Raw genomic sequence first — 26,874 nt, 5'->3', positions numbered from 1 at the left:
TTACAGGAGAAACTAGAATGAATTCGAATACCACAACAATGAATCCAGAGTTACTCGATGCCTTTGGCAGCGAAATAGAAGCCGTAAAGCAGCGCGCCCTTGCCGATCGCGGCGAGCGTGATGCCCGCTACATCAAAAAACTGATGCGAATTCACGACCTGCTCACCATTGGCGCTCGCCTTAGTATTTTTGCATCGTTGTTATTTTTACCCGCCGAGCTGTTCGGCTTTAGCATTGCACTAAACATCGCCAGTTGGCCGCTATTCTGGCTGCTATTAAGCGCCGGTAGCATTGGGCTTGGCATTGCCAAAATTCTCGACAATATGGAAATTGGCCACAATATCATTCACGGCCAGTACGACTGGATGGGCGACCCACGCTTTCATTCACGCCACTATGACTGGGACACTAACTGTCCGGGTTCACAGTGGGCAAATTCCCATAATTACGAGCACCACACTTATACCAATATTTTGGGTAAAGATCGGGATATCGGCTACGGAATCTTACGCATGGATCCTGCGCAAAAATGGCACCCAGCCTATCTTGCCAACCCTATTTTCGCGACATTGCTAATGCTGCTTTTTGATATGGGTGTTGCCCTACACGACGTCGAAATGGACAGTCTTCGCGCTGGCCGCAAAACCTTTAAAGACGTGTGGCCAAAGTTAAAGCAGTCACTTCGCAAAACTGCCCAAATTTGGGGTAAAGACTTTATTCTGTATCCCGCCCTCGCTGGGCCATTCTTTCCGATCATTCTAGCCGCCAATGCCAGCGCGAGTGTTATACGCAATATTTGGAGCTTCTCCATAATCTTTTGCGGCCACTTTCCCGATGGTGTACACACCTTCACCGAAGCATCCTGCGAAAACGAAAGTCGCGGCCAATGGTATTACCGGCAATTGCTTGGTTCAGCCAATCTCAGCGGCGGCAAGCTTTTCCATGTAATGAGTGGCAATTTGTCGCACCAGATTGAACACCACCTATTTCCAGATGTACCCGCTCACCGCTATGCAGAAATGTCAGTAGAAGTTCGCCAAATCTGCGAGAAATACGGCCTGCCCTACAATACTGGCCCGCTATATAGCCAGTATGCCACGGTATGGATGAAGATCTTTAAATTAGCGCTACCACCACGCAATACGCCACGCCCTTTAGCAGCCTAAAACCTCTAGCCGCTGGGCTAGGTTTAAATACAAGTCGTAGCCTCAGCCTGCTGAGGCTTGTACACTTAAGCCCATTAACCTAGCAAAGCCAGAGTAGTCAGCCCCAATGAGTCGCCCCCAAAAACGCCACCGCAGCCACAGTGACACCCTGATCAACACACGTCAGGCACTGCTCGAAGCGGTACTGGAGCTCATTCGCCGCGACAAGAGTTTCGATGCGATTAGTCTTCGTGAGGTCACCCGCGAGGTTGGCATTACACCCGGCGCCTTTTACCGACATTTTCCAGACATGAATACCCTTGGACTGGAACTGGTGACATCCTCTTTCAGCACCCTGCGCGCGATGCTCATTACCGTGCGCGCCAACCCGCTGCCAAAAGAATTGATCATTCGCCGTTCAGTAGAGACGTTTATCACTTACGTGCGCGCCCACCGCCGTCAGTTTCAGTTTATTGCTCGCGAAACCTTTGGTGGTGTTGCCTGTGTCCGCGAGGCAATCAATGATGAATTCAAACAATTAGAGGCGGAACTCGCCCGCGACTTAGGCCGCATTGTTGCCAATGAAAACTGGAGTGAGGCCGATTTACGGATGCTCGCCAATTTAATGATCAGGTCCATGATTCAAATCGTAAACCAACAATTGATGGCAAGGCCCCGCGGCGAAGATGACGCGGAGCTAATCAATCTTGCCGAAAAGCAGCTGCGGCTCATCGCCCTTGGCGCCAGTTTGTGGCAAAGCTCAGAAAGTAGCGCCCTTGCCAACAACAACATCACTGGCGAGCACTAATGGATCTTGAGCAGAACCCTCAGCAATTGATCGACGCGGTTAATCAAGTGATGCCCTTTGGTAAATACAAGGGCCGAAAATTACTAGAGTTGCCGGAGCCCTATTTAGTGTGGTTTCACAAACAGGGTTTTCCGGCAGGAAAGCTTGGCGAGCAGCTGGGCCTCATGTACGAAATTAAACTCAACGGCCTAGAGGGAATGCTAAGACCTTTGCTACGCTGAGCTTACAAGCCTGTTAATGGCGCGTTTACAATCGGTATTGGCGGCAGCGCAAGCTCTTTGGAAATTAGCGTGCCCCCCGCCAGCAAATAATCACCCAGGCCCAGTGGATTCTCCATTAGCACATCCAGCACCGGAATTAATTGGCCCTTTAATGGCCCGCCCAAACCAATTACCGTCCCTACCGGTCCTAAGTCGCCCAGTACAATATCTTCACCAGCCTGAAACACCACCCCGCCGTTTTGGACACTGCGCGGCAACAACCCCAAGTCCAGTACTGGTGCAAACAGCGCCGCACTAGGACCCGCGCTCAGGCTGAGCAAATTCGCCACGCCCTCTTGGGCAAAACTCACCGAGCTCACCATTAACGACAAGGTGAAACATCCAAGGGTACGCGTTAAGCAAGCGTAATTTTTTATCTTTGTCATATCACTTCATCCTTTTCAGTATTATTAAAAAACCGAAGCACTCACCCATCGTCCCACAGGTAGAGGCTCCGGCAAGGCAAGCATCATTAACCGCCAAAATCCCACTTTAGCCGCAGACCATATGTGCGCGGCGGCGCTAGGGTAACGGTGCGACCAAAGTCTTGCTGCACCATTGCTTGGGTGTATTGTTCGTCCTTCGCATTATTAACAAAGCCCGTTAGCTGCAAGCCGAGGGGATCGTAAAAATAAGAAACTCGCGCAGACCAAGTTTCGAATTGGCTCTGCTCGTAAAAGGGCGAGTTTTGCGGCGTGGTGTTGTAGCCACCGTTAAAGTAGTAGTCAACGCCAAATTCGAGATCGCCAATATCCCCTAAACTCACAAACTGGTTGGCCGACACACTGGAGCTAAAGCGTGGCGTGCGCACAATGCGGTTGCCGCTAAAGTCACGAGAAGTGTCGCCCACTAGGCTATCGGAACCAAAGTACAGGCCGGTGTCGTCATCAAAGCCAGCGCCGTCTTTATAGTCTGTATAAATCGCATCTAAATAGGTGGCGCCGCCGGTAATCACTAAACCCGCATTCCAACTCGGCATTGGCTGCCATTGGAAGTCGATCTCGGCCCCTTCAATTTCGCCAGTACCGGCGTTTTTAAACGTCACCACCCCGCCAGAGGGAATCGCCACCAGAGCGGTGAGCAAACCGTCTATTTTGGTTTTAAACAACGCGCCGTTTAAACGCAGTGTGCCATCCATCAAGTCCGTCTTAATCCCCAATTCAAAAGCGGTGGCCTCTTCGCGCTCGACCGGGTCGGGGTTAGTAAAGAAGTTAACAATATTGTAGGTAGGGCTTTTGTAACCACGCTGCGCCGAGGCGAACAACTGGATATTCTCTGCGGGAAATATTTGCAGGGCAATACGCGGCGACACGGTATTCTCTTCTAAATCCGGCGCGCTAAAATTAGAGAGCCGAGTATTTTGCGAGCGATCACCGGAGCGGTAATACTCGTTTGGCGGGTCACCCGCCAGCGGGCTAACCACATCTAAATAGCTATTGGTAATGCCGCGCACTTCTTCTTGATAGCGCACACCCGCAGTAATATTTAACCAATTAGTGGTAAACCACGTTGCCTGCGCATACGCAGAATTCGACTCGGTGGTGAGAATACCGCCGTTACCGAGCACAATATCTGGCGTGGAGTTTAATAGCGGGCCAATAATTGGCGCCAATAAACTCGGCAAGCCCAGTGCCGACGCCGCCACACCGACCGCATTCAAGGTGAGGTATAAGCTGCCAAAACCGCCCTCGCCCTCTAAACGATAAAGCCCCGCTACCCACTCAACGTCGTCGGCCAGCCAAGTGTCTTCATTGGATAAGATTTGCAACTCATAGGTTTTCTGATCATTGAACTGATCGGCGCTGTAAAAATAGGCCTCGGCTTTTTCGGTAGAGTCCAAATCGTAATGGGCCTCGTCAACCACCGCGTAATTTTCTGAGTAAATAAACTTCACGTCTACCGGACCAGGATGCCACTCAACAATACCGCCGTAGAGTTCGTTCATGGTGGAGTTGCCGCCCAGATCATTATTGTGCCACACCCGATCTAGCTCATCTGGCTCTACACCGCCACCCAATAGCGGCGATGGCCGCGTGTTTTCCTGAGACAGCGAATTGCTCGAAAACTGGTTTCCGTATGCGGCAATTAAGGTCATGGCAAAGCTGTCGGTAGGGTCCCAGCGCAATTTCACACGGGCGCCCTCGGCAAACTCATCGCGCATTGGTCCAGCTTCACCGTAAACTTCATTGCGGCCGTACAAATCTTGATAGCTCTCAAACAAGGAAACGGTAGCGCCAAAATGCTCACCAATTGGCAGGCCGAAATAGAGCTGATTTTCTCGAGCGTTGTAGTTACCGAATTCAGTTTTTAAGTAACCACCAAACTGCTCTGGCGGATCTTCGGTAATAATACTAATGGCGCCGCCAGTGGCATTGCGACCAAACAAGGTGCCCTGCGGGCCTTTAAGTACTTCCACCCGTTTTACTGCGCCAAGGGTGTCTTGCTTACCCTGGCTAGGACCAATATTAATGCCGTCGATGTAGGTGGCAATACTGGGGTCTGCATTGGGCAAAAACGCATCACTGCCCACCCCACGCAAATAAATAACCGTGTAGCCATAGGCATAAGTAAAGGTCAGGCCAGGCGTTACTTTTTGTAAATCGGCTGTCGACTCCACGCCCATAGCATCGAGTTTTTGACTGCTAAAGGCGCTAATCATAATGGGAATATCTTGGGAATCTTCCTCGCGCTTTTGGGCAGTAACCATCACCTCTTCTATTAAACGACTGCCTTGGCCAGCTGCCATGCTGGGAACAGAAGCCACCGTTCCCGCGCTTGCGACCATTGCTAAACACAGTTTTTTGTATTGAATTCTCATTGGGCACTCACCATTTTTATAAAACTATTTATTGTTATATACACTGCAATTTTTATAGCTTTGCTTTTATTAGCTTATAAATTAAGACTCATTTCGACTCACTAATGCCCTCAATAAAAGCAGCGCCGACATAAAATCGGCGGCCGCCAAGGCCATAAACGCCGGCGACACGCCCTGCATATAGGCAAACAACAACCAAGCGGCGGCGCTCGTTTTTACAAACAAGCTAATACCGACTATTGCCCGCGAATCTGCCAATTGCAGCCGTAATAACGCAAAGCCAAGCCCAAGCACCCCAGCAACGCCAACAAAGGTATTTATCGCAGCCTTGGCGCCGCCGCGATAAATATCACTTTCGCCAAAACCCAATAAAAATTCGACAACATAGTCATTGAGCACCGGCGTGGCCAGCAGCACGAACAAACCGACATCTGAGCGATAAACACTGCGATGATTAAACGCCATTGGGAGCAAACGCCTGTTGTGCAACGGCGGTGTTCATAAAGTCGCGGAACCACAACCAGCGTCCGTCTTTGCAGGTAATCACATGCACAAAGGGCGACTTAATTTCATTGCCATTGGTTTTGGTGGTCAGTCTAAGTTTGCCAACCACAATCACCCTGTCGTTCTCACAAATAAATTCATCGGCGTCAAACACATGAATATCTACCGACGACAACACCGTGCTAAAAAACTTTCGGCACTCGGTTTTGCCATGGTATTCACCGGCATAAGGGATCGCCGCTGGCCCGTAAAACTCGATGGTCGCTTCATCGTGTAGCAGCTCTACAATGCCATCGACATCGTGATTACCAAAGCGCACAAAAATTTCTTTGGTTAGGGCTAAGTTGGCTGTTTCAAGAGTCTTTACGTCGCTATCAGTCATTGCTATTTCCTTTTATTAAATACCATCATTATTGATTCGAAATGCGTTTACCAAGTTAGCTTGACGCTAATGTTAAGGGCAAGGTACTAAAGCCATAGGCCAGTAAACCGCCGGATTGACGGCTAGAATTTAATAAGCTGCCCTCCACTCCGGTGCATTTATCTAAAATCATATTCAACATAATCTCACCTTCAATACGCGCTAAAGGCGCGCCCAAGCAATGATGAATACCACGACCAAAGGTGAAGTGTTTGTTGGCATTTTTGCGATTGATATTAAATTGCTCGGGATTTTCAAATACCGACTCATCGTGATTGGCCGCAGCCATAAAAAAGGCCACCCAATCGCCAGACTTAATCTGCTGGCCACCAATATCGCAGTCTTGTGTAACACAGCGGAATAAACGCTGCGGCGGGCCATCGCGCCGCAGACTCTCTTCCATAAAGGGGCGAATTAAACTGCGGTCTTGCTTGAGGCGTTCAAACCAGCTGTTGTCTTCTAGCAGCACGCCCATCAAATTGCCGAGGAAATAGGTCGTCGTTTCGGCGCCAGCCACCACCAAGGTGATGCAGAACAAAATAACCTCTTCCTTACTCAGGCCATTGCCCTCGTACTCGGCGGTAATAAAGGCGGTCATTAAGTCGTCTGTAACCTCATTACCCGCTTCTATGTTGTGGTAGCGCTCCCCCACTTTGGCAACAAAGTAATGGAATAACTCTTCATTACAGCTTTGCCGCTCTTCGGGCGTAAAATCTGAAGACACCATAAAGGCATTGGCCCAGCGCACGAGTTTTTTGTAATCTTCTTTGGGTAAGCCCATCAAATAGGTCATTACCATAGCGGGAATCACCCCCGCGACCTCGGTCATAAAATCGATGGTCACGCCAAGGTTGTGGTCGATAATGGTGCTAACGTCATTGCGCAATCGCGCCACAATATTGTCGTGAATTCGCTTGGGGGTGAACGCCATTTTGGCGAGATTGCGCAATTCGGTATGGCGCGGCTTATCGTGATTGACCAACATTAAGCTCGGCGCACTGGAATTTGCCTGCATAGGATCTTCCGATGAAAAAATATCGGGATTGCTAAGCACATAGTCCACATCTGCATAGCGGGTAATCACCCACGCGGGAAATGGCGTATCCACCCCTGGCACTGTGCCCGGCGGGTAGTCGAGCAAACCATTTACCGGCGGCTGGCCACGGAGCTTTTTATACACCGGATAGGGATTTTGAATACATTCCGGCGCCAGCATATTGGCAACGACTAGGCTCAAATCATCTGCGCTATTTTCAAGTACATGACTACTCATATCTTCCTCATTATTTTATTAAGTATTCTGAACTGGGGGGTGTAGGGCGGCGTCACCCAGCCGGAAATATCCAGCCAGCCAGACTTAAATATCGCCCGTGTATGTGAAAACTCATTAAAGCCGTCGAGGCCGCGATACTTACCCATACCGCTGCGGCCCACCCCGCCAAAGGGCAGGTCATCATTGGCGTATTGAAATATCACGTCGTTTTTTACTAGTGCGCCAGAACACGTCTGCTCGGCAATAGCCTTAAATTCGCGGTCATCGCTACCAAAGTAATAAATCACCAGAGGGTGGCCACCACGGCGAATTTCAGATAGTTGCTCGTCTAAATTACCGATGGTTTTAATAAGCAGCAGCGGCCCGAAAATTTCTTCACTACAGATTTTGGTATTTGCAGGGGCATCAATAACAATATTCAGCTGGTAAGCGTGTTCGCCGATGTCATCGCCAAAGCTGACGACCCGCGCGCCCTGCGCCGCAGAATCGGCCACCAAGCCGGCCAGGCGCTGACGATGGCGGTCGTTAATCACGGTGACGCTGTCTACCGAGCCTGCGTTGGCGTTCATTGCCGCTACCGCTTCGCCCAGGCAGTTAAGAAACTCTTCGAGCCGGTCGGCGGCGATCATCAAATAATCTGGGGCAATACAGATTTGGCCAGCGTTGAAATACTTGCCAAAGGCGATGCGCTGCGCGGTCTTTTTTAAGTTGGCAGACTCGCTAACAATCACCGGCGACTTGCCGCCTAATTCCAAGGTTAGCGGCACCAAATTAACGGCTGCTGCGGCCATAATATGGCGGGCCACGGTTTCACCGCCGGTATAAATAAGATGATCAAAGGGCAGTGTTACAAATTGCTGCGCCAGCGCCGCCTCACCACACACCACGGCAACCTCGGTGTCGGCAAAATATTTGGCTATAAGCTCCCCAAGTAAGGCCGAGCTGGCTGGGGTAAATTCCGAAGGTTTTATTAAGGCCCGATTGCCCGCCGCCAACACCGACACCAGCGGCGACAGCGCAAGATTTATCGGGAAATTCCACGGGCTGACAATACCCACCACACCTTTTGGAAAGGCTTGGGTCGAGGTTTTAGCACCACTCAGCCACAGGCTAAAATCGGGGCTGCGCCGCGAAGCCTGCATCCAAAATTTAAGATTCTTAAGGGCGTAATTCACCGACTTGATGGTGGTGGTAATTTCTGCAAAGGAGCTTTGATCTGCCGAGCGATAGCCAAAATCGGCTGACAACGCAGCGCACAGCGCGGTTTCGTTCTCTACCAACAACGCCCGTAAACGAGTGAGACGGTCTACGCGGGTCTTTAAACTGGGAAAGCGCTCATCGGCATAGCCACGACGAAGCGTGCCAAAGGCCGCCTGTAAATTTGGGTCTAAAGATAAAGTGTTCATTGCTTACTCGTATTATCATTTTCACGAAATGTAATACTTATAAGAAATAGTGTCAACAGGAAATAGTTTCCATTAAACCAAGTTTCTCAATTCAAATATCTTGACACTAGACTGCTTTCGTCACTAAATTCACATACAAATCAATATATTGAGGCTCGCTTTGAAAAACCATTGGAAAACCGCTGCCGACGTACCTGTTACAGCAGATAATGCACCCAATATGTTTTTGGACTATTTCTACCCCATCCATTTTTCGATAGGGATGAAAATTGAGGCCGGCTTAATGGAGTGTGGCCGCCTAGATCGCCACCAAACCGTGATTATGTGGATTCTGCGGTCGGAAGCGCAGCGCCGAGATGAGTCGGTTATTCGCCGCAAAGACATCGTTAAATTGATGACCAACTGGTATGACATTACCAGCAGCAGCGTTTCTAAAGCGCTACGTGCGCTTGCCAAAGAGCCATTGAATTACATCACTATTCTGGAAGACCCAAATTCAGGCCGCGAAAAGCTAATCGAAATGACCCCAGCCGGCAAACAACACTGCGACGAAATGATCGCCAGTGCCTGCGAGGTGATTAAGCGGATTAACGCAAACTTTTCTGAGGAAGAAAATAAAATGGGAATTTATATGTTTATGCGTATGGACGAGGAGTTTTCTAAAATACGCAGTTAACAATACGCGGTGGATTGCCAGCCAGCCGCTTTACGCTATTGGATTAGTTGCTGGTGATATGACCCGCTTGTGGGCGCAACACAATATCCTCTACCACCACATTGCGATCTAGCTTGTAGATTTCTAAAAATGCCTTAGCCACATCTTCTGCGGGCATCAACTGCTCCTTGTTCACCCCACTGCCCTGCCACGATGGCGAGTAAGTTGGCCCTGGCGACACGCAACACACCCGCACCCCTGCACCCCGCACCTCTTCGCGCAGCGCCTTGGTAAAGCCGCTAACCCCGTGTTTGGCCGCACAATAGGCCGACACACCGGCGTAGCCTTCAAAGCCCGCGGTTGACGACATGGTAAAAATATCTCCCGACTGGCGCGCCATCATGGCGGGTAATACCATTTTAGATAGCAAGAAAGTGCTGCGTAAATTGGCGGCAATAATGCGGTCAAAGTCTGCAACAGCCATGTCGACAATACTCGCGCCCAGCCAGCTGCCAGCGTTATTGACGAGCACGTCTACGTCGCCCATTTCTGTTTTAAGAATTGTTGCGAATTCAGCAACCTGCTCGGCGTCGCTAACATCCACAGCGTAAACGTTTACCGCTTCGGCGCCAGTGCATTCGGCGGCGACCTGATGTAAGCGGCTGGCGGTTCTGGCAACAAGCGCGAGGCGCACGGGGAAATCTGCCGTGGCAAAGCTCTTGGCAATCGCTGCGCCAATACCTTGCGAGGCGCCGGTGATTAGCACCAAGGGCGCGGGGTGTTTATCGAACATAGAAACTCACCTAGCAATACACTCGTCGCTGCACTATACCAAGCCTGTAAAATACAAAGCCTTTAGCCCAACGCCAATTAATGTAAAATGTGTTAAACCGCCATATTACCTCATTTCGGCGCCAGTATTCCCGCTCAGCGATTTCGCCACTAGGATACGTCCATGATTAACAATACCCTTAACAATAAGGCCACCCGCCTGTTTATTCTGCTGGGCGGCTTTTTTGTGGCGAACGCCCTGATTGCCGAATTGATCGGTGTAAAAATATTCTCGCTAGAACACAGCCTCGGCATCAACCCGCTGAACCTGAATATATTTGGCATTGAGCACCTCTCATTCAACCTCACCGTGGGGGTTTTGCTGTGGCCGTTTGTGTTTGTGCTTACCGACATTATTAATGAGTACTACGGCAAGCGCGGCGTGCAATTATTGTCTTATCTCACCGCGGGTTTAATTGTTTACGCCTTTGCCATGTTCTTTATTGGTATTCGCTTGGTACCCGCCGATTTTTGGCCCCAATCACACATTAATCCGGCACTACCTCAAATCGAGCAAGATAATTTACGGGCGCTAGTAAGCGATTACGACGCGGCATTTAAGCTGGTATTTGGTCAGGGCCTGTGGATTATTCTCGGCTCACTGGTGGCTTTTTTGCTTGGCCAAATTATTGATGTGCAGGTCTTTCATCGGGTAAAAGAAATTACTGGCGAGCGCTGGATATGGCTGCGCGCCACCGGCTCAACGCTCGTCAGCCAGTTTATCGACAGCTTTGTGGTGTTATTCATTGCTTTTTATATAGGCGCCGACTGGAGTTTACAGCTGGTTTTCGCGATAGGCGTGGTGAACTATATCTACAAGTTTTTGATGGCAGTAGTCATGACGCCGGTGCTGTATGGTGTGCACTACCTTATTGAAAAATACTTGGGCGAGGAACTGGCCAGCACCTTAAAACAACAGGCACTGGCAAGCTCCAACTAACACTAAAGCAAGCGTAAAGCGCGCTACTCAGCTAAAAACACTGCGCGAAATAATCATGCGCTGAATTTCGCTGGTGCCTTCGTAAATACTGGTAATGCGCACATCTCTGGCCAAACGCTCCAGCGGATATTCACGGTTATAACCATTGCCACCCAGAATTTGCAGGCCGGTGTAACAAGCCCGATTAGCGGCTTCCGAAGCAAACAATTTCGCCATCGAGGCCTGTTTGCCAAAATCGCCGCCACTCTCTTTGGTGAACGCCGCTTGCATTAATAGCAAACGCGCCGCCTCCATTTCGGTGTAGGCATCGGCCAACATCCACTGCAAACCTTGAAAGTTCGAAATCGGCTGACCAAATTGCTGACGCTCTTTGGCATAGTCTCTGGCGTAATCCAAGGCCGCTTCACCTAAACCTAAAGCCAGTGAACCAATACCAATGCGACCACCTGCCAGCTCGCCCAAGGCCACTTGGTAGCCGCGATTCAGCGTGCCCATTAAAGCGCTGGCGGGTATACGGCAATCATCGAAATACACCGGATTGGTTGCCGAGCCCTTCTGTCCCATCTTCTCTTCAGCTGGCCCTACCGTAAGACCGGCAGTTTCGCGCTCAACCAAAAAGCAGGAAATACCCTTGCCGCGAGGTGCTTCTTTGTCGGTTACCGCCCACACCACAAATACCCCAGCGTACTCAGCACTGGTGATATAGGCTTTGGAGCCGTTTAGCACCCAACTGTCGCCGTCGCGCACCGCTGTGGTTTTCATGCCCGAGGGGTCAGAACCGGCGCCAGATTCTGTCAAACAGAAGCCCGCTGCCAAATAATCACCGGAGCAAATTTTGGGCAAGTAATTTTGCTTCTGCTCAGTACTGGCCACCGACTGGATTACCTCGGCCACCATATTAGTCACCGACACCGTTACAGCGGTAGATGCGCAACCCCGAGCAATGCTGCTAATGGCCAAGCTAAAAGCAACAGAGCCGGCCTCAGTGCCACCGTACTCGGCATTAACGTTCAGGCCCATAAAGCCCAAATCAGCTAATTTTTTAAGATTCGCTAAAAACTCGCTTTTGCCCTCGCCGGCGTCCAACTTCGCGGCATTGTCGACCAGCTCTTTCTCGGCAAAATCCCGTGCAGTTTGCTGAATAAACTGCTGCTCTTCCGATAGATTTAAATTCATATTGATCGCCTGCTTTTCTCAGATTTACTTACATACGCTCAATAATAATAGCCGGTGCCATGCCACCTGCGGTGCACATAGTAATAAGACCACGCTTTAAATTGCGGCGTTCTAATTCATCTAGCACTGTGCCAATCAGCATAGCGCCAGTCGCGCCAATGGGATGCCCCAGCGCCATTGCGCCGCCGTTAACATTGATTTTGTCGCGGTCTATATTCAACTTGCGAATAAAGCGCTCCAAGACCACGGCAAAGGCTTCGTTCACTTCGAACAAATCAATATCATCAATCGTAAGACCGGCTTTTTTCAATACTTTTTCTGCCGCAGCAACTGGCGCATTTAACATTAAGGTTGGGCAGTCGCCCATATTGGCCATGGCCACAACCTTGCCGCGGGGCTTCCAGCCCTGCTTAGTTGCATAGCTTGGCGACGCCAATAAAATAGCCCCAGCACCGTCAACCACACCCGAGGAATTACCGGCGTGGTGTACGTGATTAATTTGAATGTCAGGGTATTTCGCCTGCATTAAGCTGCGGTAGGTCGTGCCCTCTTCGTCTAGCGGCTGATCGGCCAACACAGGGAAGGATGGCTTTAATTGGCCCAGCGATTCTAGGGTCGTGCTCGGCCGTGGAAACTCTTCACGATCCAGCGCTAAGCGGCCATCTTCATGGTAAACCGGCACCAGCGATTTGTTGAAATAGCCGTTTTCAATCGCGTGAGCAGCACGCTGCTGACTGACCACCGCGAGCTTGTCTAGGGTTTCGCGATCAATACCCTCGAGGGTCGCAATAGTGTCGGCACACACACCCTGATGGGTTTGGGGGTGGCTGGCGCGCAGGCGCATATTGCCGCTGTCCATTACCACTGGCAGGCCATTGTCGTGACCATAGCTAGACATCATCTCGGCGCCACCGGCAATCACCACATCTTCCATGCCCGACATAATCGAGGCTGCCGCAATATTGACGCTGGTAATGCCCGAGCCGCAAAAGCGGTCTAAGGTCACACCGCTAGAGCGAATATCAAAGCCTGCATCAAGGGCAGACATACGCCCCATATCACCCGCGTGACGCCCCCGTTGGCAGCTTGTGCCCCACACCACGTCATCGACATCGGCGGTATTTAGCGTATTGCGTTCAACCAGCGCCTTGAGCACGCAGGCACCCAATTGTTGGGGGTGAATATCGGCCAAAGCCCCTTTGCCCAATTTGCCAATGCCACGGGGGGTACGGCAGGCGTCAATAATCCACGCTTCAGTCATCACTCGCTCCACTTAATTTTTAATGGGAAACCCGCGGGCTTCCCGTGCTGTGTTGATTGGAGATTATTTGCGTATTTACTTAGGTTGCATGCGCAAACCGGCATCCATGCGAATACATTCGCCGTTGATGTAGTCGTTCTCAATAACGCTCGTTACCATGTGAGCAATTTCGGTTGCGCGGCCAAGGCGTTTAGGGAATAGCGGCGTGCTGCTCAGCGCTTCATACACCGGCGCAGGTAGCGATTCAAACATGGGGGTGTTAACTAAACCGGGGGCAATACAATTAACGCGAATACCAATAGTTGATAGGTCGCGGGCAATAGGCAAGGTCATGCCCACAATACCGCCTTTACTGGCGCTGTACGCCGCCTGACCAACCTGGCCTTCAAACGCCGCTACCGACGCGGTATTCATAATCACGCCGCGCACGCCGTCTTCGTTCTCGGGGGTATTTTTAGCCATTTGCTCGGCGCACAAACGCAGCACATTAAAGGTACCGGTCAAATTTACGGCCAAGGTTTTGTTCCACAAATCCAGCGGGAACGGGCCATTTTTGCCAAGGGTTTTACTACCAGTAGCAATACCTGCGCAGTTAACACAAATATGAATCGCGCCAAAGGCGGTCATGGTTTGCTCTATACCGGCTTTAATCGAATCTTCGCTGGTCACGTTAACCTCGGCAAAAACCACCGCCTCGCCCAACTCGGCAACCACCGCTGCACCCGCAGTGGCGTTTAAATCGAATATCGCGGCCTTGGCGCCTAGGCTTACTAAGCGGCGCACAATCTCTAAACCCATGCCAGACGCACCGCCACTAACAACCGCTACCTTACCTTGAATATTCATATCGACTCCCCGCGCCACACGCGCTTTTAATTAACCGCCAAACCGCAAAAAAAAGCTGTGCGGCAAAATGTGATATCACAATATAGAAAAGGTCTATTGTCGGCGACATAGCGCGCCAACAACAATGACGCATACCTGACAAAAAATAGACATTTTGTTATAATTCGCGCTCGGTATTTATGAGTTAATCGCCATGCGATCACCCACTATCTCAATTTACTTTGTGCACAAGTGCCTACAGAACCTACACCAGCAACCAGAGACCCAAAGTGCGCTACTGGCCCAAAACCACATCAGCACCAGTTTGCTGAGCAAAGACAGCGCCCGCATACCCGCCGACAACTACGCCAATCTGCTGCGCGACACCATGCAAGTAATGAACGACGAACTCATGGGATTTGGCCAACAGGCGCAAAAACTCGGCTGCTGGGCAACCATGACCGAGCTTGCCGCCAGCACCACAACCCTAGGCGAAGCCCTAGTGCGCTTAAGTCGCTTTTACCGCTTAATTCCTTGGGGGCTAGAAACCCGATTAAGTATTAATGGCGACAACGCCACAATATCCCTGCGACCAAGCGATCCAACACAAAGCTTTGACCCGTATTTGTACGAGTCATTTTTATTCTATATTCACCGCACCGCTAACTGGTTAATTGCACGGCAAATCCCCCTGCACAGGGTCGATTTTTGCTTTGCCGAAACCCCGCAAGCCGCCGAGTACTGGAACTTATTTTTATGCCAAAATATTCAATATGAACAAGCCACCTCGCAAATCCATTTCTCTGCGTCACTGCTCAATCAAAATATACACAAATCACCTCAGGCCTTGGCAAAATTTTTAGAACACGCCAACCTCGCCATGATCACCCAAAGTTACACCCAAAAAAGCTGGCACTACAAAACCAGCACCGAGCTGGAATCCAGACTCGCAGACAACCCCAGTTTTAATGAAATTGCCAAAGCCCTAGCGCTACACCCGCACACCCTGCGTCACTACCTGCGCTTAGAAGGTTTTCAATATCAAAACATAAAAGACCGCGTGCGCTGCGACACCGCCATTTACCACTTAAGCAGCGCCGGCCGCAGCGTAGAAGAAACCACCGCGCTCATTGGTTTTTCAGAACCCAGCGCCTTTATTCGCTCCTTCAAAAAATGGACAGGGGCAAAACCCTTGGAATACAAAAAACGAAGCTAAAGAATACAATCGCGGCATTATAGAATTTGCCGAAAAACACCAACTGGTCGATGCAATTCTTTATCAAGTGATGCAGAGTGAATTTAAAGCTAGCAGATTGGCTTTTCTCTTGGATTTGATACAAGCAATACGTCTTGTATGGACTCAACTCCAAATCGGTTTTGGTGTCGACTTTATTTTTTTCCATCTTATTACTAATAATTATCCCGCTCTTTCGTAGGTTTTTCTATGATCTCAAAGACGTGTCTCACGAGCGGAATAAAACACAGATTTTCGCTTTCCGTGTACGTACTTTTTACGACTTTTCTAGCTTCGCGAATATTTGTGGTGCTGCTTCATATAAGCAGGAATAGTGTGACAGCCCCTCCATCGCTTCTATACCCGTAGCACTCGGTATTGCATCACATAGATATGAAGCCATAGTATATGGCGACCAATTATCTTTTGTTCCATGCCAAAGGTGCACACTAATTTTATACTTGTTAAGGTTATCTAGCCATGTCACATAAAAATTTATATCTCTTATGTAGCCCTTAACCCGACTTTTAAAACAGATCTTCAGTACTGGAGTGATATAATTTTTAAAATCAGGTTGCCCACTCAATTCTTTATCTTTGCCAGTAGAGCTGGAAAAGAGCATATTAACGAGCATTCGAGGAGCCAGAAAAGCGATCAATTTCTGACATTGTGTTAATAACAAAAAAACAAATGGCTTTTCCATTGCCAGTGTAAATATCACACCTCCGGCCATATTGCCTATAAAATCTCCGGCATTGAGCGGGGCTGCGGCTGAAATCAAATGCGTGTAACGAACATTACCACTTAAAAGTGCGCCGACCTCAAGCGCTACATGAGCACCAATTGAAAAACCTATTAAATCTACTAGCTCTGTGCCAGCTTGAAGCTTGATTTGATCCGCTATCGCTTGGTAATAACTTTCACGATCAAGAGAATTGTCAATTGAAAACCTATCGAAACTAATTAGTCTAAGATTATGATTTTTTGCGTAGTTATCAAATAAAGCACACTCTTCTATAGCGCCTGGAACACCATGAAAATATACGACTAGTCCCCCCTCTTTTTTCCCGTATTCAACAAACTCCACTTGGTGCTCCGTATATAGTAATAACAGCTTACTCCTATTATAGAGACTCGCGCGTTCTATTACTTTTATCTAGGCCAAACATCCCTTGCTCTTGATAATATCGCGTTTTTTATGGATTTCAATGCGTTAAATAGCACGCCAAAGTGTTACGGGGAATGACTCTACTGCTCACACTTCATGATGGCGCAGAAGCGGGAAGCATCTGTGTGTAGTGCTTGTTTATGGGCTCAGTGAGTTTGGATTCTGAATCAAGTTCAGAATGACGATGTGCGAAGTTCAGAATGACGATGCGCGAGGTTCAGAATGACGATATATAAAGTTCGAGATGGCGGCATTTAGCGTACGACGGCAATTTTTTTTGTGTGTGTGGGGGGGGGCATCTACGAGGCATACCAAGCCTGTAGCTAATCAATTTACATCCTAGCAGCTTGAGCACCGGTGCCAGACTTTGGTTTGGTGCCATTAGCGGCTAATCCACGCATGCTATTGGCTGGCAAAATACAGTTCGGCAATTGACTTGTATTGCTCGACATGTGCTTATACTTTCAAAACCCTAATAACACGGCCCTACGCCCCAAAGGGCGCAGCTATTTTATCGGAGACAATAATGCAATTTACCCAAGGCCTGCACCGCGCCGTACAGCAACAGCCCAATGCTATCGCCACTATTCAGGGTGATCGGCAGCAAAGCTTTCAGCAGCTTCACGACCGCGTTGCCCGCTTTGCGGGGGCGCTTAAGGCCCAGGGTTTTGCCGCGGGCGACCGCATCGCGATTTTGTCTTTGAATTCAGACCGCTATCTAGAGGCCTATCTCGCCATTGCGTGGCTGGGCGCGGTGGTGAATCCCATCAACTTTCGCTGGAGCAATGCGGAGATTATTTATTCTTTAAATGACTCCAATTCTGTCGCGCTCATTATCGACGACAATTTTGCCCCGCAGGCCACCGAAATAAAGGCCGGCACACGTTCACTGCGCAGCATCTTTTACAACGGCGAGCAAAGCGCGCCGGCCGATATGCTCAGTTGCAATGCGCTGATCGACACCGCCACGCCCATTCCCGATGCCGAAGCTGGCGGCGATGACTTGCTGGGGGTGTTTTACACCGGCGGCACCACTGGCGCGCCCAAAGGAGTAATGCTGTCTCACGCCAATGTGTTCAGCTCTGGCCTTGCCCTGCTCAGCGAACACCTGTTTGCCGAGCACGCCGTTGGCCTGCATGCCGCGCCCATGTTTCACCTTGCCGATATGATGGTTAGCATCAGTTTACTGATCCGTGGCGGCCGCCATGTTTTTCTGCCGGCCTTTCGGCCCGAGGCGGTATTAGCCCTCACCCAGCAACACGGCATTACTGATTTGCTGCTGGTTCCGGCCATGTTGCAGATGGTGGTCGACTGTCCTGAGTTCGGCAATTTCAACACCAGCAGCGTGCGCAATATTGTTTACGGCGCGTCACCGGCCTCGGAACCGCTGCTGGATCGCACCCTGCAAAACTTCCCAACAGCGGCGCTTACTCAGGTTTACGGCATGACCGAAATGGCGGCGGTAATGACCGTTCTGCCCCCCGCCATGCACACTGCAGATGCCCGCGAGTTCGGTCGCCTGCGCAGCGGTGGCCGCGCCGCACATCATGTGCAAGTGCGGATTGTGGATGAACACGACGCTGAGCTAACACGGGGCGAAGTAGGTGAAATTATTGTTCGTGGCCCCAACCTAATGCAGGGCTATCTCAACCAAGCCGAGACCACCGCAGAGACCCTGCGCAATGGCTGGATGCACACCGGCGACGTGGGCTACATGGACACCAATGGCTATGTCTTCATTGTTGATCGATCAAAAGACATGATTATTTCAGGCGGCGAAAATGTGTATTCGGCAGAGGTCGAAAACGCCATTGTTAAACACCCCGCCATCGCCAGCGCGGCAGTTATTGGCATACCCTGTGCAGAAATGGGCGAGAAGGTGCACGCCGCACTAGTCTTAAAAGCAGGCGCCAATATCACCCAAGAGGAGCTTTACGCCCACTGTAAAACCTTGATTGCCGGTTATAAATGCCCGCGCAGCATTAGCCTGCTCGACGCCCTTCCCATCTCCGGTGCCGGCAAGGTATTGAAGACCGAATTGCGCAAGCCATTTTGGGAGGGCAAGGCCCGCAATATTGGCTAGTAACACCCCAAGCCGCCGCGCAGCAGTATAAGTAGCATTGACATTCGCGCCACTTAATATACTGTATATGCATACAGCAAAAATCTGCTAATGTATTTTGTGCGGCACTATGAAAAACCACTCTCTCAATCAATTACTCGATGAGCGCAAGCTCTGGCGAGGCCAGCAACTCCGCACTACGGTGGCGGCCAGCGACCGCCTGAGCACCGGATTTAGCCCTCTAGATACCGCCTTGCACACCGGCGGCTGGCCCCGCAGCGGCTCCACCGAATTATTGAGCGAGCAGGGTATTGGCGAATTGTGGCTGCTGATTCCCGCCCTGCGCGAACACCTTTCAGACCGACCTATGGCGTGGTTGAATCCGCCCTACTTACCCTATACCCCAGCCTTGGCTGAACAGGGTTTAGCCATAGACCGGCAGCTATTAGTTAGACCCAAAACTTTGGCCGATCAACTGTGGGCCGCAGAAGAGCTACTGCGCAGCGGCGCATACGCCGCCGTATTAAGCTGGTTTAGCGAAGCCGATCTTAATGATAGACAGCTGCGCCGCTTGCATATTGCCGCCCTAGAAGGCGAGTGCTGGCATATTCATTTTCGCCCCACCGCCTTGGCCCAGCAAATATCCCCCGCGCCGCTGCGCCTGTGCTTGAGCGCAGCAAAACAAGCACTGCACATTAAAATTCTTAAGCAGCAAGGCGGCCACGCTGGCCAGCAAGTGCAATTAGCCCGCCCCGCCGCCCTGTATGTGCAGCAAAGCGCCGCCACCCAGTGGCCGGTTTATAACAGGGCATCCGCCGCTGTCGCCACTAAGCCTCGCCGTAAAATCAGTCTGCTTGCCAATACCGGCCTATTCGCTACTACAGGCCAGCAAGACAGCGCAGCGCAGTTTAGTAAGACTGGCAATAATGAGCCCTCTCACTAATGCTGTGGTTATGCCTACGGCTGCCAAGCCTGCCCCTTGATGCCCTTGGCCCGCAGCACACAAAGGGCATGTTAGCGCTAAGCAATAACAATATTATTGTAATGGCGAATGCCGCCGCCCAGCAGGCCGGAATCGCTGTGGGCATGTCGGCGGCTAGCGCATTGAGCCTGAGCAACAAACTTGAACTTCGCCCCCGCGACGAGCAACGCGAGCAACAGCACTTAGCCAATATCGCGCTCTGGGCCTACCGTTTTAGCGGCGATGTCTGCCTTTGCCCGCCCAATGCAGTGTTGCTAGAACTGGGGGCATCACTGCGTCTATTTAAAAATTTAGCGCGGCTCTACCGCAAGTTTATTAGCGCCTTTCGGCGCCGTGGGCTTAGCGTGCAACTGGGCATTGCCCACACGCCATTGGCGGCGGAATTGCTCAGCCACCAAAATCTAAGCCCAGCGAGCCTAGTGAATGGCGCGGGCCAGCTGCACCGCACCGCATTAGACAATGCCCTGCGCAAACTGCCCATTGGCCTATTGCCACTGGCACCCAAAACCTTGAACACCTTACAGGAAATGGGTATGCACACACTGGGCAATATCCAAGCCCTGCCCCGCGCCGCCCTTGAGCGCCGCTTTGGCAAAAACATCGCCACCGTACTGGCTAAATTACAGGGCGAGCAGCCCGACATTCGACCCAAGTTTACGCCCCCAGAAACCTTCCACGCACAGCGTCATTTTGACGGCGGCCTACACAGCAAACAGCAACTGCGTTTTCCGATCTCGGCCCTGCTAAGTGAGCTGGAACACTATCTACGCCTGCGGCAATGCCTAAACCGCGACTTAGAATGGACCTTCCACTATTTGGATGGCAGCAGAGAAGCATGGTCTTTAGATCTGAGCCATCGCCATTTTGATCGGCGCAGCTTGATTGAATTGGTCATGCTACGCCTAGAACGCCTCAGTTTGCAGGGCCCAGTAGAAAGCCTAAGCCTTAGCTGCACGCAGTTTATTGGCAATGAGCAACACAGTGATCAATTATTCGATACCGCCAATCATAGCAAGCATCAAGAAAAAGCCGCGCAGGTATTAGACAAGCTAAGGCTCAGATTAGGCGCCCAACGCTGTCACCTATTTAGTTTGCAAGACGCCCATCTACCGGAATTAAATTGGGTGCTGCGCGATGCTCATACATCTGCATCGGCACCTAGCCAAAGCAAGTTAAAGCCGATCTTAAAACCGGTTGCCGCCCAACAAACTACAGCCCCAAGCACCACCGAGCTAATTCGCCCCAACTGCTTATGCCATCCACCAGAAGCCATTACCGAAACCACCGAGGGCTTATTTTGGCAGGGCGAGTTGCACTTATTACAAGGACCAGAACGCTTCGACGGTCAGTGGTGGCAACAGCGTCAAACCCGCGACTATTATATTGCCCGCCACCAGCACGGCGCGCTGTGTTGGGTGTTTAAAGACTGTCTAAACCGGCGCTGGTATTTGCACGGTTTTTTCGCTTAAGCCCATGCCTAAAACAAATACCGCCGACGCGTTTTACGCCGAGCTTCACTGCCTGAGCAATTTTAGTTTTTTGCGCGGCGCCTCCCACCCTCAAGAGCTGATCGCTAGCGCCGCTGAGCTTGGCTATACTGCCATTGCCATTACCGACGAGTGTTCGCTGTCGGGGATTGTGCGGGCCTACCGCGCCAGCCATGAGTACAATATTAAACTCATTTGCGGCGCCGAATTTATGCTCGACGAAGGCGTTCACTTGGTCTTGCTTGCGCCCGTCAAACAGGCTTATACCGAGCTGTGCGCGCTGATCAGTCGCGCCCGCCTACACAGCGGCAAGGGCAACTACCAATTAAACTTAGGCGACTTGCGACGCTACAGCCAGCACTGCTTTGCGATTTGGATTAACCCCGATCAAACTGAAGATCACGCAACTACCCTGAAGCAGTATTTTGACGATCGGCTGTGGCTGGGCATTAACTTTCACGGCCAACAGCAGGCCGAACCTTACTATTTTAAACGCTACCAAATAGCACGCCACCACGGCATTAATATGGTCGCCTGCGGCAATGTGCATATGCATTGCCGCCAGCGTAAACCCTTGCAAGATGTGCTCAGCGCGATTCGTCTTAACACCTCGGTGCAGGGCCTTGGCAGCCAAGTGCAGGCCAATAGTGAATACTATCTTAAACCCCTGCCGCTGCTGCAACGCGACTACCCCGCCGGTTTGCTCACCGAGAGTATCGCTATTGCCGAGCGCTGCACGTTTAGTCTCGCCGAGCTGCGCTATCAGTACCCCAACGAGGTGGTGCCCAAACATAAAAACGCCAGCGAATTTCTGCGTGAAATCACCTTGCACGGTGCCCAGCGCCGCTGGCCTAAAGGCGTACCCGAGCTGGTTAAAAGCCTAATCGACAAGGAGCTGGGCTTAATTGCCGAGCTGCGCTACGAGCATTATTTTTTAACGGTTTACGACATTGTGCAGTTTGCCCGCAACCAAAATATTCTCTGCCAAGGCCGTGGTTCGGCAGCTAATTCTGCGGTGTGTTACTGCCTGTTTATTACCGAGGTAGACCCCTCGCGAGGGCAGTTATTGTTTGAACGATTTATCTCTCGCGAGCGCGACGAGCCGCCAGACATCGACGTTGATTTTGAGCACGAGCGCCGCGAAGAAGTTATTCAATATATTTATAAAAAATACGGCCGCCAGCACGCCGCCCTCGCCGCTACGATTATTAGTTACCGGCGGCGCAGCGCCGTGCGCGATGTCGGCAAAGCCCTTGGGCTGGACGATTATTTGCTGCAAAAACTGTCGGCCAATATGGCCTGGTGGGACGACAAAAACACCTTTATTCAGCGCCTAGAAGAAAGTCAGTTCGATACCGCCAGCGTGCCGGTGCAGCAGTTTATGAGCTTGCTCAATGAGATTCTGGGCTTCCCCCGGCATTTATCCCAACACGTTGGCGGCTTTGTGATTACCCGCGACCCCATCGCCAGCTTGGTGCCCATAGAAAATGCCGCCATGCCCGAGCGCACCATTATTCAGTGGGACAAAGAAGATTTAGAAGCCCTCGGGATGATGAAAATTGATGTGCTGGCCTTGGGCATGCTCAGCGCCCTGCGCAAAAGCCTCGGCTATATCAGCGCCGCGGGCGGTGCCATTCGGCAACTCAGTGATATTCCCGCCGAAGACCCCGCCACCTACCAAATGCTGTGTACCGCCGACAGCGTGGGGGTATTTCAAATAGAATCCCGCGCGCAAATGACCATGCTGCCCCGCCTGCAGCCCCGCACCTTTTACGATTTGGTTATTCAAATCGCCATTGTTCGGCCCGGCCCCATTCAAGGCGGCATGGTTCACCCCTTTTTACAGCGGCGGCAGGGCTTGGAAGCCGTAGAATATGAAAATGACGCCATCGCCCGCGTATTAAAACGCACCCTCGGCGTACCGGTATTTCAGGAGCAGGTTATTCAGCTGGCAATGGTCGCCGCGGGTTTTAGTGGCGGCGAAGCCGATCAACTGCGGCGGGCGATGGCAAGCTGGGGCAAAAACGGTGATTTAGCCGGGTTTCGCAGCAAGCTAGTCGACGGTATGCGCGAGCGCGGCTATAGCGAAGACTTTGCCGAGCGACTGTTTAGCCAGATGAAGGGCTTTGGCGCCTACGGTTTTCCCGAATCTCACTCCGCCAGCTTCGCCCTGCTCGCCTACGCCTCGGCGTGGCTTAAATGCCACTACCCTGGGGCGTTTTACTGCGGCCTCTTAAACAGCCAGCCCATGGGCTTTTACTCGCCATCGCAACTCATACAAGATGCCAGTCGCCACGGCATTGAGGTGCGGCCTGTTTGTATTAATCACAGCGACTGGGATCATCGCCTTGAGGGTGACGCTGCCACCCCCGCCCTGCGCCTCGGCTTACGTTTAGTTAAAGGCTTGCCCAAGAGCAGCGCCACCCAGCTTTGCCAAGTGCGGCAAGACGCGCTCTTTCACAGCATTGACGACTTCTGTACGCGGCTGCGCACCGCCAAGCAGTACTGGCAGCAACTGGTGCAGGCCGATGCCTTTCACTGTTTTAATTTGCACCGCTATCAAAGCCTGTGGGAAATCAGTGCCTGGCAAGCCCCCACCCCGTTGGCTAATCTAGCCTCGCCGCAAAACGAGACTACCGAGCTTAAGGCCCCCGCCGAAACCGACGAAGTACTCAGCGACTATCGCCACACGGGGCTCAGCCTGCGACGGCATCCGCTGGCTCTGCTGCGCGCCCACACGCTATTTGCAAACTGCGCCCGCGCAGAGGATTTAAAAAATATTGATAACGGCCGCTTTATTCGCATCGGCGGTTTAGTCAGTTGCCGACAGCGACCCGGCAGCGCCTCGGGGGTGATGTTTGTAACCTTGGAAGATGAAACCGGCAACAGCAATATTATTGTGTGGCCGGTGGTACAGGAGCGCTATAAAAAAGCCTTATTGCAAGGCCAAGTGCTGATTGTAAAAGGTTGTGTGCAAAAAGCCGCGAGCGGTCACGCCACACCGGTGATTCATGTAGTGGCCTTTAGTATTGAAAGCCACGATCATCTTATGCGGGTAGACGCTAGCTCCCATGACTTTCATTAAATGGCTACAGAATAGTTTTAGCCACCTAAAACCTAGCCAACAGCTCAATATAGGGCCAACAACAATCTACGCCTGAAACACCGCTGTCACACTCCCGCCATAGTATTTAATCCTCAATACTCTAGAGGACAAACGGATGAGTTCCCACGCGCCCAGCATACCTGCCGACGACGAAAAACCCACAACATCACAATGGCTATCTTGGGTATTGGTCGTTACGCTCATTTATCTATTGCTTGCCGCCGTTGGGGCCATTGGCGACGGATTTAAAATGGCCACCGGCAATAACGCCAAGGAACTCTTTGCCTTTGCCACCAACCCTTTTGTTGGCTTAATGATTGGCCTAGTCGCCACCGCGCTCATTCAAAGCTCAAGCACAGTCACCTCCATTATTGTTGGTATGGTCGCCGGCGGTTTGCCCATCACCATCGCCATTCCCTTAATTATGGGCGCGAATATTGGCACCTCACTGACGAGCACCATTGTCAGTCTTGGCCATGTTCGCAATGGCGAGGAATTTCGCCGCGCCTTCTCTGCGGCCACCGTACACGACGCCTTTAATATTGTCGCCGTTATGATTCTGCTGCCCTTAGAGCTTGCCTTCAGTCCACTGCAGCACACCGCCGAAGCCTTGGCTGGCTTTATCGCCAGCGATACCGGCGTGGACATGAAGAGTATGAACGTAATGAAAATGCTGCTCTCGCCGGCGTCAGATTTACTAAAAGGCGTGGTGAGCTGGATGCCTAATAAAATATGGATGGGGGCAGCGCTCATTGTTATTGGCATCGCCATGATCTTATTTGTGGTGTCTGCCATAGGTAAAGTTTTGCGCACCGTTATGGTAGGTAAAGCTAAGGACATTATGCACCGCAGTATTGGTCGCGGGCCCATATCGGGTATGGCCTCGGGTGCGGCCATCACGGTATTAGTACAATCCTCGTCAACCACCACCTCATTGATTGTGCCGCTAGCAGGCACAGGGGTATTCAATTTAAAGCAGGTTTACCCCTTCACCCTTGGCACCAATATTGGCACTTGTATAACAGCATTGCTGGCGGCAACTGCAATAAGTGGCCCCACCGCAATTCTGGCCATGCAGATCGCCTTGGTGCATTTATTCTTTAATATTTTCGGTATTGTCATTATTTATATGCTGCCATTTTTACGTGGCATACCACCCGCCATTGCCACCAAATTGGCCGAGCTCGCCCAGCGTAACAAACTCTACGTTGTGGCTTATATGGGCGGCGTATTTTTTGTATTACCACTGCTTATGATTGGCATAACACAGCTATAAGGAATCTGACCATGCCCGTAAACAAACACCGCGAAACCGAAAACCGCATCCAAGAATTGCGCCAGTCCATCGACGAGTTGGAGCAGCAATTACGCGAAATTAAAAGCACAGAAAGCGCTCAGCACGAGACCTTAGATCATCTCGACGAATATATAAATGCCGTCGACACCAAAGTTAGCAGCCTTAAATTATTCTGGGGCGAACTTAAGCGAGAGTGGGCATCACTATGAAGCCAGCACCTATGCGCCCTATGGTTCAGTATCTTACGCACAGTAGCGCCCTCACCCGCGCGCTGGCCATTTTAGTGTGTGCAAGCAGCCTAGCAGCCTGCGGCAATAAGCCGCTCAGTAGCGCCGAGCTGTCGCCACAAAGTATTGTCGCCGACGGTTCAAGCACCGTATTCCCATTAACCAAAGAGGCCGCACGGCGCTATACCCAAAAGCAAAACGGTGCAGATATTCGCGTTCACTTTTCAGGCACCACCGCAGGCTTCAAAATATTCTGCGCAGGTAAAAGTGATATAAGCGATGCATCTCGGCCAATGACTGCAGAAGAAAACGCTAGCTGTAACAGCAATAAAATAAGCTACATCCAAATTCCGGTGGCCATGGATACGATCGCACTGGTTGTAAACCCCAAAAACAACTGGGCGAAAGACATTAGTGTTGCCGAACTTAAAACATTGTGGAGGCCCGCAGCAGAGGGCAAGATCAAAACGTGGCAGGATATTCGCCCTGGCTGGCCAGACCAAAACATCGCGCTATTTGGGCGTGGTAAAAACTCTGGCACCTACGACTATTTCACCCAAGAAATCGTCGGCGCCACCCGCAGCAGCCGCAGCGACTACACCGCCAGCGAAGACGAAGAGTTTCTTGCCAAGGGCATCGCCAACGACATCAATGCCATTGGCTTTTTCGGCATCGGCGCGTATCACCGTCACTGGGACGAACTGAAATTACTCGCCCTTAAAAACAATAACGGCGATGTTGTTTACCCTAGTTTAGACACCGTCAAAAATGGCAGCTACACCCCGTTAACGCGGCCGCTCAATGTTTATGTAAACAAGCAATCTTTGGTCGACAAAAAAGATCTGCGTCCGTTTTTAAAAGACTACATTCAAAGACTACCAAGCTGGATTCACTTCACTGGCTATATACCTTTAGAAACGGCTCAGTATCAGCAGAGTCAGAAAATGCTTGATAAATAGGGTTTAGCACGCATCTCACGCCACCCAAT

Annotated in this window: 24 protein-coding genes; 13 read left to right on the top strand and 11 right to left on the bottom strand. The window is 51.1% G+C overall.

Going from position 1 to position 26,874, the window contains the following annotated elements; translation table 11 throughout:
• Nucleotides 1-17: 17 nt before the first annotated feature.
• The 3 genes from P1U47_RS16205 to P1U47_RS16195 all read left to right on the top strand — a co-directional run bounded on the left by P1U47_RS16205 (nucleotide 18) and on the right by P1U47_RS16195 (nucleotide 2,174).
• Complete coding sequence (locus P1U47_RS16205; protein WP_301030233.1) at nucleotides 18-1,166, top strand: acyl-CoA desaturase; 1,149 nt, start codon at nucleotides 18-20, stop codon at nucleotides 1,164-1,166.
• Nucleotides 1,167-1,272: 106 nt separating this feature from the next.
• On the top strand, nucleotides 1,273-1,953 hold the full coding sequence (locus tag P1U47_RS16200; protein ID WP_301030232.1) for a TetR family transcriptional regulator: 681 nt from the start codon (nucleotides 1,273-1,275) through the stop codon (nucleotides 1,951-1,953).
• A complete protein-coding gene (locus P1U47_RS16195) occupies nucleotides 1,953-2,174 on the top strand; it encodes a DUF3820 family protein (protein WP_008246857.1) in 222 nt (73 codons plus the stop codon). Before P1U47_RS16200 ends, P1U47_RS16195 begins: the two co-directional genes overlap by 1 nt.
• Nucleotides 2,175-2,176: 2 nt before the next feature.
• Here P1U47_RS16195 and P1U47_RS16190 read toward each other — a convergent pair whose 3' ends face one another.
• The 6 genes from P1U47_RS16190 to P1U47_RS16165 all read right to left on the bottom strand — a co-directional run bounded on the left by P1U47_RS16190 (nucleotide 2,177) and on the right by P1U47_RS16165 (nucleotide 8,635).
• Entirely contained in the window at nucleotides 2,177-2,599 is a 423-nt protein-coding gene (locus tag P1U47_RS16190) for a hypothetical protein (protein ID WP_301030231.1), read from the bottom strand.
• A gap of 86 nt (nucleotides 2,600-2,685) precedes the next feature.
• Nucleotides 2,686-5,031 carry a TonB-dependent receptor gene (locus P1U47_RS16185; protein ID WP_301030230.1) on the bottom strand — a complete coding sequence of 782 codons (2,346 nt, stop codon included), beginning with the start codon at nucleotides 5,029-5,031 and terminating at the stop codon, nucleotides 2,686-2,688.
• A gap of 81 nt (nucleotides 5,032-5,112) precedes the next feature.
• Entirely contained in the window at nucleotides 5,113-5,496 is a 384-nt protein-coding gene (locus tag P1U47_RS16180) for a hypothetical protein (protein ID WP_301030229.1), read from the bottom strand.
• Nucleotides 5,486-5,917 carry a nuclear transport factor 2 family protein gene (locus tag P1U47_RS16175; protein WP_301030228.1) on the bottom strand — a complete coding sequence of 144 codons (432 nt, stop codon included), beginning with the start codon at nucleotides 5,915-5,917 and terminating at the stop codon, nucleotides 5,486-5,488. The genes P1U47_RS16180 and P1U47_RS16175 overlap by 11 nt, the downstream gene beginning before the upstream one ends.
• A gap of 55 nt (nucleotides 5,918-5,972) precedes the next feature.
• Nucleotides 5,973-7,229: a cytochrome P450 gene (locus tag P1U47_RS16170; RefSeq protein ID WP_301030227.1), complete on the bottom strand. Its 1,257-nt coding sequence runs from the start codon at nucleotides 7,227-7,229 to the stop codon at nucleotides 5,973-5,975.
• The gene (locus tag P1U47_RS16165; RefSeq protein ID WP_301030226.1) at nucleotides 7,226-8,635 is read right to left on the bottom strand and encodes an aldehyde dehydrogenase family protein; all 1,410 of its coding nucleotides are present in this window, start codon (nucleotides 8,633-8,635) and stop codon (nucleotides 7,226-7,228) included. The genes P1U47_RS16170 and P1U47_RS16165 overlap by 4 nt, the downstream gene beginning before the upstream one ends.
• A gap of 160 nt (nucleotides 8,636-8,795) precedes the next feature.
• Here P1U47_RS16165 and P1U47_RS16160 point away from each other — a divergent pair, with 160 nt between their 5' ends.
• Nucleotides 8,796-9,311, top strand: a complete 516-nt coding sequence (locus tag P1U47_RS16160; RefSeq protein WP_301030225.1) for a winged helix DNA-binding protein — start codon at nucleotides 8,796-8,798, stop codon at nucleotides 9,309-9,311.
• 43 nt (nucleotides 9,312-9,354) lie between these two features.
• On the opposite strand, the gene P1U47_RS16155 is transcribed toward P1U47_RS16160, so the two are convergent.
• Nucleotides 9,355-10,083, bottom strand: coding sequence for an SDR family oxidoreductase (locus P1U47_RS16155; protein WP_301030224.1), 729 nt, complete (start codon nucleotides 10,081-10,083; stop codon nucleotides 9,355-9,357).
• Nucleotides 10,084-10,245: 162 nt separating this feature from the next.
• Here P1U47_RS16155 and P1U47_RS16150 point away from each other — a divergent pair, with 162 nt between their 5' ends.
• Nucleotides 10,246-11,061, top strand: coding sequence for a queuosine precursor transporter (locus P1U47_RS16150; RefSeq protein WP_301030223.1), 816 nt, complete (start codon nucleotides 10,246-10,248; stop codon nucleotides 11,059-11,061).
• Nucleotides 11,062-11,088: 27 nt separating this feature from the next.
• On the opposite strand, the gene P1U47_RS16145 is transcribed toward P1U47_RS16150, so the two are convergent.
• From P1U47_RS16145 to P1U47_RS16135, 3 genes are all read right to left on the bottom strand, one after another.
• A complete protein-coding gene (locus P1U47_RS16145) occupies nucleotides 11,089-12,237 on the bottom strand; it encodes an acyl-CoA dehydrogenase family protein (protein ID WP_301030222.1) in 1,149 nt (382 codons plus the stop codon).
• A 28-nt stretch (nucleotides 12,238-12,265) separates the two neighbouring features.
• Nucleotides 12,266-13,498: an acetyl-CoA C-acetyltransferase gene (locus P1U47_RS16140; RefSeq protein WP_301030221.1), complete on the bottom strand. Its 1,233-nt coding sequence runs from the start codon at nucleotides 13,496-13,498 to the stop codon at nucleotides 12,266-12,268.
• Nucleotides 13,499-13,573: 75 nt separating this feature from the next.
• A complete protein-coding gene (locus P1U47_RS16135) occupies nucleotides 13,574-14,344 on the bottom strand; it encodes an SDR family NAD(P)-dependent oxidoreductase (RefSeq protein ID WP_301030220.1) in 771 nt (256 codons plus the stop codon).
• A gap of 193 nt (nucleotides 14,345-14,537) precedes the next feature.
• Between P1U47_RS16135 and P1U47_RS16130 the strand changes: the two genes are divergently transcribed.
• Nucleotides 14,538-15,539, top strand: a complete 1,002-nt coding sequence (locus P1U47_RS16130) for an AraC family transcriptional regulator (RefSeq protein WP_301030219.1) — start codon at nucleotides 14,538-14,540, stop codon at nucleotides 15,537-15,539.
• Nucleotides 15,540-15,834: 295 nt separating this feature from the next.
• Here the strand turns inward: P1U47_RS16130 and P1U47_RS16125 are convergent, their stop codons facing one another.
• Nucleotides 15,835-16,644 (bottom strand): alpha/beta hydrolase, encoded by an 810-nt coding sequence (locus P1U47_RS16125; protein WP_301030218.1) that lies wholly within the window; start codon nucleotides 16,642-16,644, stop codon nucleotides 15,835-15,837.
• Nucleotides 16,645-17,251: 607 nt separating this feature from the next.
• Between P1U47_RS16125 and P1U47_RS16120 the strand changes: the two genes are divergently transcribed.
• The 7 genes from P1U47_RS16120 (at nucleotide 17,252) to P1U47_RS16090 (ending at nucleotide 26,845) form a co-directional block, all read left to right on the top strand.
• The gene (locus P1U47_RS16120; protein WP_301030217.1) at nucleotides 17,252-18,808 is read left to right on the top strand and encodes a long-chain fatty acid--CoA ligase; all 1,557 of its coding nucleotides are present in this window, start codon (nucleotides 17,252-17,254) and stop codon (nucleotides 18,806-18,808) included.
• A gap of 109 nt (nucleotides 18,809-18,917) precedes the next feature.
• Nucleotides 18,918-19,730 carry a translesion DNA synthesis-associated protein ImuA gene (gene imuA / locus P1U47_RS16115; RefSeq protein ID WP_301030216.1) on the top strand — a complete coding sequence of 271 codons (813 nt, stop codon included), beginning with the start codon at nucleotides 18,918-18,920 and terminating at the stop codon, nucleotides 19,728-19,730.
• Nucleotides 19,730-21,238, top strand: coding sequence for a DNA polymerase Y family protein (locus P1U47_RS16110; protein WP_301030215.1), 1,509 nt, complete (start codon nucleotides 19,730-19,732; stop codon nucleotides 21,236-21,238). Before imuA ends, P1U47_RS16110 begins: the two co-directional genes overlap by 1 nt.
• A gap of 4 nt (nucleotides 21,239-21,242) precedes the next feature.
• On the top strand, nucleotides 21,243-24,341 hold the full coding sequence (locus P1U47_RS16105; RefSeq protein ID WP_301030214.1) for an error-prone DNA polymerase: 3,099 nt from the start codon (nucleotides 21,243-21,245) through the stop codon (nucleotides 24,339-24,341).
• Between the two features lie 136 nt (nucleotides 24,342-24,477).
• Nucleotides 24,478-25,638: a Na/Pi symporter gene (locus P1U47_RS16100; protein ID WP_301030213.1), complete on the top strand. Its 1,161-nt coding sequence runs from the start codon at nucleotides 24,478-24,480 to the stop codon at nucleotides 25,636-25,638.
• A gap of 11 nt (nucleotides 25,639-25,649) precedes the next feature.
• A complete protein-coding gene (locus tag P1U47_RS16095; RefSeq protein ID WP_301030212.1) occupies nucleotides 25,650-25,868 on the top strand; it encodes a hypothetical protein in 219 nt (72 codons plus the stop codon).
• Nucleotides 25,865-26,845: a PstS family phosphate ABC transporter substrate-binding protein gene (locus tag P1U47_RS16090; protein ID WP_301030211.1), complete on the top strand. Its 981-nt coding sequence runs from the start codon at nucleotides 25,865-25,867 to the stop codon at nucleotides 26,843-26,845. Before P1U47_RS16095 ends, P1U47_RS16090 begins: the two co-directional genes overlap by 4 nt.
• The last annotated feature ends 29 nt before the right edge of the window (nucleotides 26,846-26,874 follow it).

This window comes from Zhongshania sp. (assembly GCF_029212375.1).
GTDB lineage: Bacteria > Pseudomonadota > Gammaproteobacteria > Pseudomonadales > Spongiibacteraceae > Spongiibacter.
This window is presented reverse-complemented; position numbering and strand designations above follow the sequence as displayed.

Bases quoted from the DNA above. Each gene is read 5' to 3' on its own strand.
- P1U47_RS16095 (WP_301030212.1), top strand. From the start codon at position 25,650: ATGCCCGTAAACAAACACCGCGAAACCGAAAACCGCATCCAAGAATTG.
- P1U47_RS16200 (WP_301030232.1), top strand. From the start codon at position 1,273: ATGAGTCGCCCCCAAAAACGCCACCGCAGCCACAGTGACACCCTGATC.
- P1U47_RS16110 (WP_301030215.1), top strand. From the start codon at position 19,730: ATGCTGTGGTTATGCCTACGGCTGCCAAGCCTGCCCCTTGATGCCCTT.
- P1U47_RS16165 (WP_301030226.1), bottom strand. From the start codon at position 8,635: ATGAACACTTTATCTTTAGACCCAAATTTACAGGCGGCCTTTGGCACG.
- P1U47_RS16100 (WP_301030213.1), top strand. From the start codon at position 24,478: ATGAGTTCCCACGCGCCCAGCATACCTGCCGACGACGAAAAACCCACA.
- imuA (WP_301030216.1), top strand. From the start codon at position 18,918: ATGAAAAACCACTCTCTCAATCAATTACTCGATGAGCGCAAGCTCTGG.
- P1U47_RS16205 (WP_301030233.1), top strand. From the start codon at position 18: ATGAATTCGAATACCACAACAATGAATCCAGAGTTACTCGATGCCTTT.
- P1U47_RS16170 (WP_301030227.1), bottom strand. From the start codon at position 7,229: ATGAGTAGTCATGTACTTGAAAATAGCGCAGATGATTTGAGCCTAGTC.
- P1U47_RS16135 (WP_301030220.1), bottom strand. From the start codon at position 14,344: ATGAATATTCAAGGTAAGGTAGCGGTTGTTAGTGGCGGTGCGTCTGGC.
- P1U47_RS16180 (WP_301030229.1), bottom strand. From the start codon at position 5,496: ATGGCGTTTAATCATCGCAGTGTTTATCGCTCAGATGTCGGTTTGTTC.
- P1U47_RS16155 (WP_301030224.1), bottom strand. From the start codon at position 10,083: ATGTTCGATAAACACCCCGCGCCCTTGGTGCTAATCACCGGCGCCTCG.
- P1U47_RS16130 (WP_301030219.1), top strand. From the start codon at position 14,538: ATGCGATCACCCACTATCTCAATTTACTTTGTGCACAAGTGCCTACAG.
- P1U47_RS16140 (WP_301030221.1), bottom strand. From the start codon at position 13,498: ATGACTGAAGCGTGGATTATTGACGCCTGCCGTACCCCCCGTGGCATT.
- P1U47_RS16090 (WP_301030211.1), top strand. From the start codon at position 25,865: ATGAAGCCAGCACCTATGCGCCCTATGGTTCAGTATCTTACGCACAGT.
- P1U47_RS16175 (WP_301030228.1), bottom strand. From the start codon at position 5,917: ATGACTGATAGCGACGTAAAGACTCTTGAAACAGCCAACTTAGCCCTA.
- P1U47_RS16105 (WP_301030214.1), top strand. From the start codon at position 21,243: ATGCCTAAAACAAATACCGCCGACGCGTTTTACGCCGAGCTTCACTGC.
- P1U47_RS16185 (WP_301030230.1), bottom strand. From the start codon at position 5,031: ATGAGAATTCAATACAAAAAACTGTGTTTAGCAATGGTCGCAAGCGCG.
- P1U47_RS16120 (WP_301030217.1), top strand. From the start codon at position 17,252: ATGCAATTTACCCAAGGCCTGCACCGCGCCGTACAGCAACAGCCCAAT.
- P1U47_RS16190 (WP_301030231.1), bottom strand. From the start codon at position 2,599: ATGACAAAGATAAAAAATTACGCTTGCTTAACGCGTACCCTTGGATGT.
- P1U47_RS16150 (WP_301030223.1), top strand. From the start codon at position 10,246: ATGATTAACAATACCCTTAACAATAAGGCCACCCGCCTGTTTATTCTG.
- P1U47_RS16195 (WP_008246857.1), top strand. From the start codon at position 1,953: ATGGATCTTGAGCAGAACCCTCAGCAATTGATCGACGCGGTTAATCAA.
- P1U47_RS16145 (WP_301030222.1), bottom strand. From the start codon at position 12,237: ATGAATTTAAATCTATCGGAAGAGCAGCAGTTTATTCAGCAAACTGCA.